10 protein-coding genes are annotated in these 15,829 nt (G+C 59.6%); 4 read left to right on the forward strand and 6 right to left on the reverse strand.

Annotated features, from left to right (window positions below; genetic code table 11):
• Nucleotides 1-117: 117 nt before the first annotated feature.
• Nucleotides 118-306 (forward strand): hypothetical protein, encoded by a 189-nt coding sequence (locus tag AC3IUA_RS03360; RefSeq protein WP_489359117.1) that lies wholly within the window; start codon nucleotides 118-120, stop codon nucleotides 304-306.
• A gap of 69 nt (nucleotides 307-375) precedes the next feature.
• Here AC3IUA_RS03360 and glyA read toward each other — a convergent pair whose 3' ends face one another.
• Together glyA and AC3IUA_RS03370 are read right to left on the reverse strand one after the other, a co-directional pair.
• Entirely contained in the window at nucleotides 376-1,629 is a 1,254-nt protein-coding gene (gene glyA / locus AC3IUA_RS03365; protein ID WP_489359118.1) for a serine hydroxymethyltransferase, read from the reverse strand.
• 250 nt (nucleotides 1,630-1,879) lie between these two features.
• Entirely contained in the window at nucleotides 1,880-5,728 is a 3,849-nt protein-coding gene (locus AC3IUA_RS03370; RefSeq protein WP_489359119.1) for a bifunctional diguanylate cyclase/phosphodiesterase, read from the reverse strand.
• A 285-nt stretch (nucleotides 5,729-6,013) separates the two neighbouring features.
• On the opposite strand from AC3IUA_RS03370, the gene ettA reads away from it, so the two are divergent.
• Entirely contained in the window at nucleotides 6,014-7,678 is a 1,665-nt protein-coding gene (gene ettA, locus AC3IUA_RS03375) for an energy-dependent translational throttle protein EttA (RefSeq protein ID WP_489359120.1), read from the forward strand.
• Between the two features lie 380 nt (nucleotides 7,679-8,058).
• On the forward strand, nucleotides 8,059-9,396 hold the full coding sequence (gene gdhA, locus AC3IUA_RS03380) for an NADP-specific glutamate dehydrogenase (protein WP_489359121.1): 1,338 nt from the start codon (nucleotides 8,059-8,061) through the stop codon (nucleotides 9,394-9,396).
• Here the strand turns inward: gdhA and AC3IUA_RS03385 are convergent.
• The 4 genes from AC3IUA_RS03385 to AC3IUA_RS03400 form a co-directional block, all read right to left on the reverse strand.
• Nucleotides 9,381-9,887, reverse strand: a complete 507-nt coding sequence (locus AC3IUA_RS03385; protein ID WP_489359123.1) for a GreA/GreB family elongation factor — start codon at nucleotides 9,885-9,887, stop codon at nucleotides 9,381-9,383. The genes gdhA and AC3IUA_RS03385 overlap by 16 nt on opposite strands.
• 71 nt (nucleotides 9,888-9,958) lie before the next feature.
• On the reverse strand, nucleotides 9,959-10,315 hold the full coding sequence (locus AC3IUA_RS03390; RefSeq protein ID WP_489359124.1) for a hypothetical protein: 357 nt from the start codon (nucleotides 10,313-10,315) through the stop codon (nucleotides 9,959-9,961).
• Nucleotides 10,316-10,547: 232 nt separating this feature from the next.
• A complete protein-coding gene (locus AC3IUA_RS03395; RefSeq protein ID WP_489359125.1) occupies nucleotides 10,548-12,401 on the reverse strand; it encodes an Lnb N-terminal periplasmic domain-containing protein in 1,854 nt (617 codons plus the stop codon).
• Between the two features lie 92 nt (nucleotides 12,402-12,493).
• Nucleotides 12,494-12,982: a DUF3015 domain-containing protein gene (locus AC3IUA_RS03400; RefSeq protein WP_489359126.1), complete on the reverse strand. Its 489-nt coding sequence runs from the start codon at nucleotides 12,980-12,982 to the stop codon at nucleotides 12,494-12,496.
• Between the two features lie 277 nt (nucleotides 12,983-13,259).
• Here AC3IUA_RS03400 and AC3IUA_RS03405 point away from each other — a divergent pair, with 277 nt between their 5' ends.
• A complete protein-coding gene (locus AC3IUA_RS03405) occupies nucleotides 13,260-15,698 on the forward strand; it encodes a Lon protease family protein (RefSeq protein WP_489359127.1) in 2,439 nt (812 codons plus the stop codon).
• Nucleotides 15,699-15,829 lie beyond the last annotated feature (131 nt).

Genomic DNA, 15,829 nt, shown 5'->3' on the forward strand with positions numbered 1-15,829 from the left:
AGGGGGATCCTGGTCGGTGTCCTGGCTGCCGTACGCTGAGCGCATCAGATTCAGGACTTAATTATTGTGGTCTTACCGGTATGTCCAGTGCAGGCGCAGTTTACGCTCGGTTTTCGGATGGAAACAAGCAATATTTGTGAAATTGGTTTTACCGGTCTGACCGGTGGTGCTGGTCCCGTAGGAGCTGCCGAAGGCTGCGATCTTTTGACGTTGATTTTGGCGCCTGAGAAGCCGATGAAGATCAAGATCAAGATCAAAAGATCGCAGCCTTCGGCAGCTCCTACAGGGATCGAGTGCAGCCGTTGAGGATTTTCAGGCAAAAAAAAGCCCGGCCATCACTGGTCGGGCTTTCTTGCAGCGGGTGATGCGGGCTGATTAAGCGCCGTATACCGGCAGCTTGGCGCAGATGGCCTTGACCTTCTCGCGGACGGCGTCGATAACGGCGTCGTTGTTCAGGTCAGCCAGGATGTCGCAGATCCAGCCGGCCAGTTCTTTGCACTCAGCCTCTTTGAAGCCACGAGTGGTGACTGCCGGAGTACCGAAGCGCAGGCCAGAGGTGACGAACGGGGAGCGTGGATCGTTCGGTACCGAGTTCTTGTTCACGGTGATGAACGCCTTGCCCAGAGCAGCGTCGGCATCTTTACCGGAGATTTCCTGTTTGATCAGCGACAGCAGGAACAGGTGGTTCTCGGTACCGCCGGACACTACGTCGAAACCGCGCTCGATGAACACACCGGCCATGGCCTGGGCGTTCTTGACCACTTGTTGCTGGTAGGTCTTGAACTCAGGCTGCAGCGCTTCCTTGAAGCAAATCGCTTTGGCCGCGATCACGTGTTCCAGCGGACCGCCCTGGGCGCCCGGGAATACCGCGGAGTTCAGCTTCTTCTCGATGTCGGCGTTGGCACGGGCCAGGATCAGGCCGCCACGTGGACCGCGCAGGGTCTTGTGGGTGGTGGTGGTCACGACGTCAGCGAAAGGCACCGGGTTCGGGTAGACGCCAGCGGCGACCAGACCGGCTACGTGAGCCATGTCGACGAACAGGTAGGCACCGACTTTGTCAGCGATTTCACGAAAGCGTGGGAAGTCCAGGATCTGCGAGTAAGCAGAGAAACCGGCCACGATCATTTTCGGCTTGTGCTCGACTGCCAGACGCTCGACTTCGTCGTAGTCGATCAGGCCGTTGCTGTCGATGCCGTACTGCACGGCGTTGTACAGCTTGCCGGAGGAAGAAACGCTGGCACCGTGGGTCAGGTGACCGCCGTGGGCCAGGCTCATGCCCAGGATGGTGTCACCGGCTTGCAGCAGTGCCAGGTAAACCGCGCTGTTGGCCTGGGAGCCGGCGTGTGGTTGAACGTTGGCGTAATCGGCACCGAACAACTCTTTGGCGCGATCGATCGCAAGCTGCTCGACCACGTCGACGAACTCGCAACCACCGTAGTAGCGCTTGCCCGGGTAACCTTCGGCGTACTTGTTGGTCAGTACCGAGCCTTGAGCTTCCATCACCGCTGGGCTGGTGTAGTTTTCCGAAGCGATCAGCTCAATGTGCTCTTCCTGGCGCTGAGCTTCTTGTTCCATGGCGGCAAAGAGATCGGCGTCGTACTTGGCAATAGTCAAATCACGGCTGAACATGGCGGTCCTCAAGGATCGGGGCAGAAAAGGAGGGCATTCTAACCTAATGGGTTTTAGATGGCATATGAAAGGACATCATGTCGCAGACAAGTGGTGTTCATGCGGGGCGGAATTAGGGGATGGCCGAAAAGATCGCAGCCTGCGGCAGCTCCTGCACAGACCAGGTACATCCGCTATCAATGTGTGAACGCAATCCGTAGGAGGGGCCGCAGGCTACGATCTTTTTCGGGACACCACAAATCCCGGCTCTTCAATCAAACATGAACAACGCATCATTGCTGAACTGCGCTTCGAAGCGGTTGGCCGGCATCGGGCGGCCGAACAGGTAGCCCTGAACCTCGTCGCAGCCATGCTCGCGCAGGAAGTCGAGCTGCTCATGGGTTTCCACGCCCTCGGCGATTACCGCCAGGTTCAGGCTGTGGGCCATGGCAATGATCGCTCGGGCGATCTGTGCGTCCTGTTCGCCAGAGGGCAGGCCGTCAACGAAGGTGCGGTCGATTTTCAGCACATCGATCGGAAACTGCTTGAGGTAGTTCAGCGATGAATAGCCGGTGCCGAAGTCATCGACCGCAATGCTCAGGCCGAGGTTTTTCAAGCTGGCGAGGATCTGCATCGCCTCATTGACCTCGCGCATCAGAATACTTTCGGTCAGTTCCAGCTCCAGACAGGCTGGTGGCAGGCCGGTTTCCTTGAGGATAGTGGCGATCCGCGTGCCGAGCTGGCCGTCGGAGAACTGCCGGGCGGAGATGTTCACCGAGACTTTTGGCACCCGGACCTTGGCCTGATGCCAGGTCTTGAGCTGACGGCAGGCCTCGCTGATCACCCAGTCGCCGACATCCACCACCAGTCCGAGCTCTTCGAGCACCGGAATGAAATCTCCCGGCGGCACCAGCCCGCGCCGCGGATGGCGCCAGCGCAGCAGGGCTTCGGCGCCGGTCAGGCGTTTACCGTCGCCACTGAATTGCGGTTGGTAGTAGAGAACGAATTCATCTTGCTCCAGGGCATGGCGCAGATCGCTTTCCAGTTCCAGGCGCTCCAGGGCGCTGGCGTTCATGTCGGCCTGGTAGAACTGGAAGTTGTTCTTGCCACGTTCCTTGGCGTGGTACATCGCGGTGTCGGCGTTCTTCATCAGCTGGCTCAGCTCATTGCCGTCCTGTGGGCTCAAGGCAATGCCGATACTGGCGGTGACAAAGAATTCCCGGCCTTCGAGGACGAACGGTTTCACCAGGCTGGCGAGGATTTGTTCGGCCACGTGAATGGCCCGGTTCAGCGCCATTTCGCGGCTGGCCCGCGGTTGCAGGAGCAAGGTGAACTCATCGCCGCCCATGCGCGCCACGGTGTCGTCATCATCGACACAACCAAGCAGGCGCGTGGCCATTTCCTTGAGCATGCGATCGCCGGCGGCGTGGCCGAGGGAGTCGTTGATCGGTTTGAAACGGTCGAGGTCGAGGAACATCAGCACTACCCAGGACTTCTGCCGTTCGGCCGATTGCAATGCGGTATGCAGACGGTCCTGGAACAGCGTGCGGTTGGGCAGATGGGTCAGGGCGTCATAATAGGCCAGGCGATGGATACGCTGTTCACTGGCCTTGCGTTCGCTGATGTCGCTAAAGAAGCAGACATAGCTGGCCAGATCGCCCTCGTCGTCGAACACGGCGGTGATCCCGACCCAGGCCGGGTAATGTTCGCCATTGCGCCGCTTGAGCCAGACTTCGCCTTCCCAGGTGCTGTGCTGATGAAGCTGTTTGAGTACATAACGCAGATGAGCGTCCTGCTGCTCGTCGACGGTGAGCATGTTCGGCAACTGATCGAGGACCTGGGTCACGGCATAACCGCTGACGCGGCTGAAGGCCTCGTTGGCCTGGACGATATATCCGGCCGGGTCGGTGATCAGAATCGCCGAGGTCGAGTGCTCGAAAACCGTGGCCGCCATGCGCAGGTCTTTTTCCGCGCGGCGTTGCTGGCTGATGTCGCGACCGACACCGAGCACGCCTTCGAAGGCGCCGTGTTCATCCCATACCAGCACCAGTCGTAGCTCGATCGGAATTTTGCGTCCGTCGGCCCGCAGGCAGTCGAAGAGGAACAGTTGGGTCTGCACCTGGCTGCGCAATTGAGCCAGCTGTTCCGGTTGGCCCAGGGCTTTGCTGACGCGCTCCATCAAGGTGTAGATGCCGGTCAGCTGTTGCGGGTTGGCGATGATCGATTGCCAGCCGTTGGAAAAAAACCACTCGGCGTCATAACCGAGTACCGCCTGCACCGACGGGCTGACGTAATTGAGTGCCAGCTTGCTGTCGGTGGAGAAAATCACGTCGCTGATGCTTTCGGCGAGCATGCGGTAGCGCTGTTCGCTGTCGCGCAGGGACTCGCTGGCCTCGATCTGGTCAGTAATGTCCTTGGCCACGCCGATGATGCGCGTTACCTGATCATCCTTGTCGCGGGCCAGCGCCTGTTCGCGGATATCGAAGCGCCGCCATTGATTGTTGCGATGACGGAAGCGCAGCTGGCATTGCATTAACTGCGCATAGCCGGACTGGCGCTGTTCCTGACGCAAACGGTGATAGTGATCGGAGTCTTCGGGGTGCAGCAGGATCTCCCAGAAATACTCGCCCATCTGTTGCAGTTCGGACTTGTTGTAACCGAGTGTCTGGCCCAGGTGGTGGTTGCTGAAGATCATCCGCTGGCTGATCACATCCTGCACATACAGATGATCGGGTACGGTGCGCACGACATCCGACCAGAAGCCTTCGCGCTCAAGCAGGGACAGTTCGATGAGTTTGCGACTGGTGATGTCACTGATGCTGAGAATCACTGCTTGATAGTCGTGCGGATCTTCCGGCAGACGCATAACCAGCCACAGGTGCTGATCGTTGCCTTGAGCGTCCTTGAGCTTGATTTCCAGCTCAAGCTGCTTCTGTTGATTGAGCACCGCGTCGAGCAATTGGTCGCCGATGGCACTGTTATCCAGCGGCGGGCCTTCGATCAACAGCCGCCAGGCCTGCTGGCAGGATTCAACATTAAGCAGTCGCAAGGCGACCTGATTGACCTCGGTGATGCGCAACTCTTGCAGCAATTGCTGGCGCTGTTCGCAGTTCTCCAGCCAGCACCGCAGCTGTTGGCTATCGTGCAGTTGAACTTTGTCGAAGAGCGCTTGCAGTCCTGAAAGATCGAGCACGCACAAGGCCACGCCCGTGCCCTCGAAAATATCCTGGTAACGACGGCGGCCGTCGTGCAACTGACGCTGGCGCCGGCGCATGTTCAGCAGGGCAATCACCGGTAACAATGAGAAGGCCAGCCCCAACAGGCATTTGGCGATAAAGGCCGGCAGCAGCTGTTCAATCACCCGTTGCCGGTCGAACAGTCCGCGTAATTGCCAGTCGCTGTTACTGAGCGGTACCGCCAGTACGCTATTGGCCAGGTCATCGGGCGTCAGTGTTTCGGGTTTGAGCCTGGGCAGCGCATCGTCACGGATGATGACCTGGTGAGTGAGGCGATTTTCCACCACCCACAGCGGGCGAATGTCGGCTTCGCCCTGCTTGGTCAGCGAGGAGAAGAATGTCGGAGCCAGGCGCAACGCCCAATAGCCGCGACGACTGCCCCCGGTCTGACGCAGCAGCAAATGCACCACTGAACCGTCATCGGCGTTGCTGAAATAGTGGGCCTGGACATGACTGCGTCGGACCAGTTCGCTCAGGTAGTCGGCGTCCTGGCTGTCTTTGGCGCTATCACTGAGGAGGGTTCCCGAGGGACTCAGCAACGCGATGCTGCGTAGAGCGGGCAAGGACTGTTGGAGCCTGCGTAGCAACGCCTGCTGTTGTTCATCAGTTTGTGGTTGTTCGACGATGGGTAGCAGATTCAGGGCGATTTGCGCGTTCAGCGCCATATTAAGGCTGATCTGCGCAGCCAGGTCGGCGCTGTAGTCGATAGTGTATTGGCGCTGGTTTTTCTGGGTTTCCCGCAGTTGATCCAGCAACTGCCAGAACAGCAGGGCGAGCAGCAGCAGGACCAGCGTCGCCAACCCGCCTTTGAGCGTGCCGCGCAGGGTCGAGCCGGGCGCAGGGATCGACGCGCTCATGGAAGATGGCGGATTGACATTGGGCAAACTGAAATCCTGCGGTTTGGCTGGACTGGCGCGACATGCACTATAAGCCGGACGCCCGGAGGGCGGCTAGCATGCCTTGAGTTGTGGCAAAGTGCCAGCCCTTGCTGGCTGGACTGGTTTCCTACATTAGGGTAGCTTTGCCGGTTACGCGGGGGCGTTCCAGCTCCTGAACTCAGGCTTTTTCCGCGCGCAGGTATCGATTGAAATCAATCGCTGGTGCCGCGCATGGCCTGGCCCGAGCTTCGCTCGCGCTTTAATTCATCAGTCACTGACGCTAGGTTCTCCATGGCTCAATACGTCTTCACCATGCATCGGCTGAGCAAAGTTGTTCCGCCGAAGCGGGAAATCCTGAAAAACATTTCTCTGTCATTCTTCCCTGGCGCCAAGATCGGCGTGCTCGGCCTCAACGGATCGGGTAAGTCCACCCTGTTGAAAATCATGGCGGGCGTCGACTCCGAGTTCGATGGCGAAGCACGGCCAATGCCCGAGCTGAACATCGGCTATCTGCCGCAAGAACCACTGCTGGATCCGACCAAGACCGTGCGTGAAGTGGTCGAGGAAGCGGTCAGCGTGATCAAGGACGCCCAGGCGCGCCTGGATCAGGTCTACGCCGAATACGCCGACCCGGACGCCGACTTCGACAAGCTGGCGGCCGAACAAGCCAAACTCGAAGCTATCCTGCAAGCAGGCGACGGTCATAACCTTGATCGTCAACTGGAGGTTGCTGCCGATGCGCTGCGTCTGCCGGCCTGGGACGCGAAGATCGAATTCCTGTCCGGTGGTGAAAAGCGTCGTGTGGCCTTGTGCCGCCTGCTGCTGTCTGCGCCGGACATGCTGCTGCTCGACGAACCGACCAACCACCTGGACGCTGACTCCGTGGCCTGGCTGGAGCATTTCCTCCACGACTTCCCGGGCACCGTGGTTGCGATCACGCACGACCGTTACTTCCTGGACAACGTCGCTGGCTGGATCCTCGAGCTCGACCGCGGCGCCGGTATTCCTTACGAGGGCAACTATTCGGGTTGGCTGGAAGCCAAGTCCGATCGTCTGGCCCAGGAATCCAAGCAGCAGTCGGCCCACGAAAAGGCCATGAAGGACGAGCTGGAATGGGTGCGCAAAGGCGCGAAGGCTCGACAGTCGAAATCCAAGGCTCGTCTGCAACGCTTCGAAGAAATGCAGTCGCAGGAATTCCAGAAGCGCAGCGAAACCAACGAGATCTACATCCCGGCCGGTCCGCGCCTGGGTGACAAGGTCATCGAATTCAAGAACGTTTCCAAGGGTTACGGCGATCGCGTGCTGATCGACAACCTGTCGTTCTCCATGCCTAAAGGGGCGATCGTCGGCGTAATCGGTGGTAACGGTGCCGGTAAGTCGACCCTGTTCCGCATGTTGATGGGCAAGGAAACTCCGGATTCCGGCAGCATTGAAGTCGGTGAGACCGTGCAGCTGGCCTGCGTGGATCAGAGCCGCGAAGACCTCGACGGCAGCAAGACGGTGTTCCAGCAGATCTCCGATGGTTCCGACCAGATCCGCATCGGTAACTATGAAATCCCGTCGCGTACCTATGTCGGTCGCTTCAACTTCAAGGGCGGCGATCAGCAGAAGTTCGTCAAGGACCTGTCCGGTGGTGAGCGTGGTCGCTTGCACCTGGCGCTGACCCTGAAAGAGGGTGGCAACGTCCTGCTGCTCGACGAACCGTCCAACGACCTCGACGTCGAAACCCTGCGTTCCCTGGAAGAAGCCTTGCTCGACTTCCCGGGCGCCGCCATTGTGATCTCTCACGATCGGTGGTTCCTTGACCGCGTCGCGACTCACATCCTGGCGTACGAAGACGACTCGCAAGCGGTGTTCTTCGAAGGTAACTACAGCGAGTACGAAGCCGATCGCAAGAAGCGTCTCGGTGAAGCTGCTGCCCAGCCGCACCGGGTACGGCACAAGAAACTGGCCTGATCAGGCAGGTTGCATGAAAAACGGAGCCCTTCGGGGTTCCGTTTTTTTTTGCATGTTTTTTCAGCTGCACCGTGGCGTCTGTATTAAAAGATCGCAGCCTGCGGCAACTCCTACGCGGACCGGGCTCGGCACCTATGCGATGTGAACGCAAAACCGTAGGAGCTGCCGCAGGCTGCGATCTTTTCGGGCGCGCTTACCTGGTGCGCCGACCACGGGCGGCTTTCCTGTTTCGGTGCGAAATACCATTGAATTCCGCAAAATTTATATCAGGCGCACCATTTAAATTCATAAATGCGACATTTCGCTCTGTCGCGGTGCGGCATGAATTGATAAAGTCCCGGGCAAATTGCCTTAACGACATAAATTTGCCGAGACCTTTCATGATCGAATCCGTTGAAGACTTCCTTGCCCGCCTGAAAAAACGCGACCCTGACCAACCCGAATTCCATCAGGCAGTGGAAGAAGTTCTGCGTAGCTTGTGGCCGTTTCTCGAGGCCAATCCGCACTATCTGACTTCAGGAATTCTCGAGCGGATCTGTGAACCGGAGCGGGCCATCGTGTTCCGGGTTTCCTGGGTCGACGATCACGGCAAAGTCCAGGTCAACCGCGGTTTCAGGATTCAGATGAACAGTGCCATCGGTCCTTATAAGGGCGGTCTGCGCTTCCATCCCTCGGTGAACATGGGCGTGTTGAAATTCCTCGCCTTTGAACAAACCTTCAAAAACTCCCTGACGTCCCTGCCCATGGGCGGTGGCAAGGGCGGTTCGGACTTCGACCCGAAAGGCAAAAGCGACGCCGAGGTCATGCGCTTCTGCCAGGCGTTCATGAGTGAGCTGTACCGGCATATTGGTGCGGATCTGGACGTGCCGGCCGGCGACATCGGTGTAGGGGCTCGCGAGATCGGCTTCCTGTTCGGCCAGTACAAGCGTCTGAGCAACCAGTTCACCAGCGTGCTGACCGGCAAGGGCATGAGCTACGGCGGCAGCCTGATTCGCCCGGAAGCCACCGGTTTCGGTTGTGTGTACTTCGCCGAAGAAATGCTCAAGCGCAGCGGTGAGAAGGTCGAAGGCAAGCGGGTGGCGATCTCCGGTTCCGGCAACGTCGCGCAATACGCTGCGCGCAAAGTCATGGACCTGGGCGGCAAGGTGATTTCCCTGTCCGACTCCGAAGGCACGCTTTTCTGCGAAGCCGGTTTGAGCGAAGAGCAATGGCTGGCCGTGCTGGAACTGAAAAACGTCAAGCGCGGACGCATCAGCGAGTTGGCCGCTCGTTTCGGTCTGGAATTCCGCGCCGGTCAATGCCCTTGGGACCTGGCCTGCGACATCGCCCTGCCATGCGCGACCCAGAACGAGCTGGACGCCGATGCGGCGCGGACCTTACTGCGCAATGGCTGTATCTGCGTGGCCGAGGGCGCCAACATGCCGACTACCCTGGCGGCGGTGGATATCTTTATCGAAGCCGGGATCCTGTTTGCGCCGGGCAAAGCCTCGAACGCCGGCGGTGTGGCGGTCAGCGGCCTGGAAATGTCGCAGAACGCCATGCGCCTGCTGTGGACCGCGGGTGAAGTCGACAGCAAGCTGCACAACATCATGCAGTCGATCCACCACGCCTGCGTGCATTACGGCGAAGAGAATGGCCGGATCAACTATGTCAAAGGGGCGAACATCGCCGGCTTCGTCAAAGTTGCCGATGCCATGCTGGCTCAAGGCGTGGTGTAAGCCGGTTCAATGCGCAGGACTTCGATCAGCTGATCGCCGGCCGGTCGCTTCCACAACACTTCATCGCCAGGGTGCGCGCCAAGTAGCGCACGCCCCAGCGGCGAACCCCAATTGATCAGGCCACGGGCGGCATCGGCCTGGTCTTCGCCGACCAGTTGCACGCGCTGCTCGACGTTGTGCTCGTCGGCAAAGGTGACCCAGCTGCCAATCTGCACTTTCTCGGTCGACGACGCCTGAGTGACCACCTGAGCGCTTTGCAGGCGCTGATTGAAGTAGCGCAGGTCGCGTTCGATATCGGCCAGGCGCTGCTTGTCCGCACGCTCCCCCAGCGCCGATTGCTCACTGTGTTGCGCCTGCAGTTCAGCGACCTTGGCTTGCAGCAGGCCCAGCCCACCGGGGGTGACGTAATTGGGTTGCGCGCTGACCTGGCGTTCTACCGGTTGGTCGGCTTGCGCAGCGGCTTGATCTTCATTGACGAAGGCGCGGCTCATGACATTTCTCCCTTGATGGAGTTTGGGCCATGGTCGCAGCCATTTAGTTTCGACAAATGCCCGAAAGCGACTTATTGCGAGCGATAAGCCCGCGCCTTGTCCTGATCCTTCTGTTGCTGCCAGGCGCGTTCGCGTTCATCCCAGTGTCGATTCCGGTAATCGTTGCGCTCCTGGTTCTCCCGCATGGCCTGACACTGCCGGAAGCCATCGCTCCAGCCCTCGGCGTATTGCGCATCCTTGAGATAGCGCGGGACGTTTTTCCTGAATTGCCCGGTGATCACTCCAGCGGCCTGACGACCACTGCTGCAACCGTCATCGAAACCATCGGCGAAGGCTGGTGGATAACCTTCGGCGAGCAAATGCTCGTGAGTCGACTCGCACCCCGCCAGCAAACCCAACACCACCACAGCAGCCCAGCACCGCCACATCTCAGACTCCCACGCCGTTGAACGGCCTATGAGGTAAGTTTAGGAGTGGATTCGTCGGGCGTTTGTGAAAGGCTGGTGATTAATCTGTGGAGTTGAGCGCCTCAAGATCAAAAGATCGCAGCCTGCGGCAGCTCCTACGCCGATCGCATGCAACCGGGGTGCTGAGGGTGTACGCAATCCCGTAGGAGCTGCCACAGGCTGCGATCTTTGCGGCAACACTGCAAATCGCAAGTCAATAGTGATACCACTTCACCTCCAGCATCACTTCATTCTCCGGCGACGCCATCTGGCTGAACTCGCGCTGCGCACTCAAACGCAAGCCGAGATTGCGCGACAACTCCCACTGTTGATTGAGACTCAAGCTGCGGCGCACTTCGCCGTTGGTGAAGTAATCGCCTTTGGCTTCCAGGCTTAGATTGCCCAGCGGGTTGTGCCACAGCAGGCCGGTATTGAAGCCGGCCGCCGGGGTAATGAATCCGGAAAAGTCGGCATTGTGCTCGACGCGCGCGGTGCCAAGGGCAAAACCGAGCATCTGCTCACCGAGCTGCCAGGTACCACCGGCACCGCCATTGACATGGCTGACCAGGGTTTCATCGTCATGTTTGCCCGGTACGCGCTCCAGGCCGCCCGTGACTTGCCATGAAAGGGGCTTCAGCAGTTCGTTGCGCGGTGTCAGCGAGCGAATGGTCGCCAGGTCCAGTTGCTGTAACTGCCAGTTATTGCCTTCGTACTGACGCAGTTTCATCTGCAGGATTTCGATCTGCGCCCCGAGGGGAAAGCTCTCGGCATTGTCGTTGAGGTCGTGATAGGCCATGCGCAGGCCATATTCGCCAAACGCCTGGTCGCCCCGGGTACCGATGCCGGCTTGCCAGGTGCGTGATTCATGACCGTTCTCAGGCAGGCCCGGACGCTCGATCGAAAGCTCCGGCGCCGGGTTCTGGTTGATCGCCCGCAACAACTCGAAGCTGCGTTGTGCGCGCTGTGGATCGCGCTCCTGGCCGTTGGCGCGGTAGCGTTCGAGACGGTAGGCCGCGTCGATGATCAGTGCCTGGCGGGCCCGTGGCTGGGCCTTGAAGGCTGGATCCTGCAATTGTTTCTGGTCGGCACTGACTTTCAGCACCCAATCCTGCTCCTCGTCGCTCAATGGTTCGGCGCGGCTTAGCAGTTCGCGTTCGCGGGATGGCCGGTAGTCGATCTTCTCCACCAGCCCGGCTTCTTTCACCGCTTTAACAGTGTCGGTGGGGATGGCGGTCAGTGGGAATTGTTCGGTCAACTTCAGGCCCGGTCGCGCCACTTGCAGCAGTTCGAGCAGGCGGTAGGAACAGTTTTCATCGAAGAAGAAGTAGTCGAACTGGATCTGCTTGAGCTCCCAGACGTGCTCGACCATGCGCTCGGTCTCGGCTTGGGTCAGGTTCAGCCGGTATTCCCAGAGGTCACGGTTTTCCAGGCTGCGGTACTCAGAAAGCTTCTCCTGATAGGGCACCAGGGCGAACAGCCCGGGATAGCCACCCATCAGACCTTTCCAGGCATAGAGAATGCTGTTGTCGGAGCCTTCGATGTAAGCGCCGAAGTTGATCGCGTAGCTGAGAAGGGCGGTATTGTTGCGTTGCACGTCGGCCTGGTCGATCCGCAGCAAGGTGTGGCCGAACATCGACGACGGACTGTTCAGGTAAGCCGCCGGGAAGATCATCACCGCGCTATGCGGTGCAACATCCTTGAACCACTGGGTGAACTCGGCGCACTGCACGACGGGCAGGTCGTTGAGGCCCAGCTGCGCTTTCAGCCAGCGGCTGCGGGCCGGGTAGACGCACTGCGCGTGCTTCTCGCCAGCGCTGGCCGGGGCATACAGTGCCTGTACGGTCGCCTCCAGCTCATGATCCGGACGCTGTGCTCCATCGGCGGCGAGAAAAAACGTCGGCTCGCTGACATGGCTGCGCCAGCCGCCGAGCTTGGCGGATTCATAGTGACCCAGGGAAATCCAGAAGGGGTCATTGGCCAGTTGCTGCAAACCTTGGTTGTCGATGTGAGGCGCGGCGCACAGCGGGGCGCAGACACAGAGCGCCAGAGAGGCAAGGCGTTTGAGCATGGCGGGCAACTTAGAATTCGAAAAAAAAGACCCAAAGCGGGACAGGTCCAAAAAACAAATCCCGCCCCTCGAAAGGAGCGGGCGGGTCGAGCTTAAGCCTGGGTAGCGTATTTGGCCAGACGAGCGTCGCCTTTGAGCACGGCCAGGGTGTTGGTGTGCACATCATCGGCAGTTACATCGGCTTTGCTGAAGATTTGCTGGAAGTGTTGATGAGTGACTGCGGCGAAATGCGCGCGGTCTTCAGGGGCTACGCCCAGCACCACGGCGTAGGTAGTCAGCGCTTCGCCCTGCCCCTTGGCCATGTCTTCGGAGAGCTCGTTCATCATGCCATTCATGGCAATCCAGGACTTGCCCCCGTAAGTCAGCGCAGCGTTGGTCGAGCAACCGTTGGTGCCGGAAGTCATACCGAAGGTAGCGTTACCGGAGGTGCCGTTGGTGGTGGATGCCAGGAAATGAGCCGGGGTGCCACGCTGACCTTCAAACAGCATGTTGCCCCAACCGCAATCCGGGCCGCCTGGCGCTTGGGCCATTGCATTGATGGATACAGCGGTGAAAAGAGTACCGAGAAGAATCCGTTTCATAGCTTTGTTCTCTTTAGGTGCATACCAATGGACAAGGGTTCGGGCGCCAAGCTGACGCCGTTGGGCCGGTTATTAGTCCAGCCGCGCAGTTTGGAGTTTAGGCACGATCCAGGGGTTCCGTTGTTTTTTGCAAAGCATCCCTCGAAACAGCTTCTTTTTCGCGGGTCTGCGCGAGGTTTTTAGCTGGTCTATGCTTTCGCCTGCAGCGTGCCTTGCCAGCCGGGTGTACCCGGCGCCAGAATGCCGTCATCTGCCCCGCCTGATGTAAGGAAGCCCGATGCCTGATCCTGTTGCTGCCAGCTTGCGTCTAGCGCCCGAAGCGCTGACCCGTCCGTTTTCCGCTGAACAGTTCAGCTTCTCTACCACCAATGATCTGGAGCCTTTTCGCGGTGTGCTTGGCCAGGAACGAGCGGTCGAAGCCTTGCAGTTCGGCGTGGCCATGCCGCGCCCCGGTTACAATGTATTTGTCATGGGCGAGCCCGGCACCGGCCGGTTTTCTTTCGTCAAACGCTACCTCAAGGCCGAAGGCAAACGCCTGCAAACCCCGGCGGACTGGGTCTACGTCAACAATTTCGATGAGCCGCGCGAACCGCGGGCGCTGGAGCTGCCTTCGGGGGCGGCGGGTGCATTCATTACCGATATCAATGGCTTGATCGACAATCTGCTGGCGACCTTTCCGGCGGTGTTCGAGCATCCCTCCTACCAGCAGAAAAAAAGTGCCATCGACCGCGCCTTCAACCAGCGCTACGACCGTGCACTGGATGTGATCGAGCGTCTGGCGCTGGAAAAGGAAGTCGCCCTTTACCGCGACAGCACCAACATCGCCTTTACTCCGATGAGCGAAGGCAAAGCGCTGGACGAAGCCGAGTTTTCGCAACTGCCGGAAGTCGATCGCGAGCGTTTCCACGTCGATATCGCCGAACTGGAAGAGCGCCTGAACGAAGAGCTGGCAAGCCTGCCGCAGTGGAAGCGCGAATCCAGCAACCAGATGCGCCAGCTCAACGAGGAAACCATCACCCTGGCCTTGCAGCCGCTGCTGTCACCGCTGTCGGAAAAGTACGCGGAAAACGCCGGGGTTTGCGGTTATCTGCAAGCCATGCAGGTTTACCTGCTGAAAACCGTGGTCGAGCAACTGGTTGACGACAGCAAACCCGACGCTGTGGCCCGCAAGCTGCTGGAAGAGCAGTACGCCCCCAGTCTTGTCGTCGGGCACCATGCCAGCGGTGGCGCGCCGGTGGTCTTCGAGCCGCACCCGACCTATGACAACCTGTTCGGTCGCATCGAGTACAGCACCGATCAGGGCGCCCTCTACACCACCTACCGCCAACTGCGCCCGGGGGCCTTGCATCGGGCCAACGGCGGCTTCCTGATCCTTGAAGCGGAGAAAATGCTCAGCGAGCCCTTCGTCTGGGATGCGCTGAAGCGCGCATTGCAGTCGCGCAAACTGAAAATGGAGTCGCCGTTGGGCGAACTGGGGCGGCTGGCGACTGTAACCCTGTCGCCTCAGGTTATCCCGCTGCAGGTCAAGGTCATCATCATTGGCGCCCGGCAGTTGTACTACACGCTGCAAGACCTGGATCCGGACTTCCAGGAAATGTTCCGGGTGCTGGTGGACTTCGACGAAGACATCCCGATGGTCGATGAAAGCCTCGAGCAATTCGCTCAGCTGCTGAAAACCCGGACCTCGGAAGAGGGCATGGCACCGTTGACCGCCGATGCGGTGGCGCGTCTGGCGACCTACAGTGCGCGGCTGGCCGAGCATCAGGGGCGATTGTCGGCGCGTATCGGCGATCTGTTCCAGCTGGTCAGCGAGGCGGATTTCATCCGCCATCTGGCCAACGACGACATGACCGACGCCGGGCATATCGAACGAGCGCTCAAAGCCAAGGCGACTCGCACCGGCCGGGTTTCGGCGCGGATTCTCGACGACATGCTGGCGGGGATCATCCTGATCGACACCTCGGGAGCGGCGGTGGGCAAATGCAACGGGCTGACCGTACTCGAAGTCGGTGACTCGGCGTTCGGTATTCCTGCGCGAATCTCCGCCACCGTCTATCCGGGCGGCAGTGGCATCGTCGATATCGAGCGCGAGGTCAATCTCGGGCAGCCGATCCACTCCAAGGGCGTGATGATCCTTACCGGGTATCTGGGCAGTCGTTATGCCCAGGAATTCCCGTTGGCGATCTCCGCGAGTATTGCTCTGGAGCAGTCCTACGGTTATGTCGATGGTGACAGCGCCTCTCTGGGCGAAGCCTGCACCTTGATCTCGGCACTGTCGAAAACCCCGCTCAAGCAGTGCTTTGCGATTACCGGGTCGATCAATCAGTTCGGTGAGGTCCAGGCGGTCGGTGGGGTCAACGAGAAGATCGAAGGTTTCTTCCGTCTCTGCGAAGCCCGCGGTTTGACCGGCGAACAGGGCGCGATCATCCCGCAAGCCAACGTCGCGACCTTGATGCTCGATGAGCGCGTGCTGTCGGCGGTGCGCGCCGGGCAATTCCACGTCTACGCGGTGCGCCAGGCTGATGAAGCGCTGAGCCTGCTGGTCGGCGAACCTGCCGGCGAGCCGGATGCCGAGGGCCAGTTCCCTGAGGGCAGTGTCAACGCACGGGTGGTGGAACGCCTGCGAGTGATCGCCGAAATGATCAGTGAGGACGATCTCAAGGAGGCGGAAAAAGAGGCGGCTCAAGAGGCGTTGGCCGAGACCAAGCCGCTCTGAGACAAAGGCAAAAGATCGCAGCTTGCGGCAGCTCCTGCACGACCGCGTACACCCGCGAAATAGCAGGTGAATGCACATCCGTAGGAGCTGCCGCAGGCTGCGATCTTTTGAGGCCGCCCCTCCCCACAACG

Source organism: Pseudomonas sp. KH_050 (assembly GCF_057838875.1).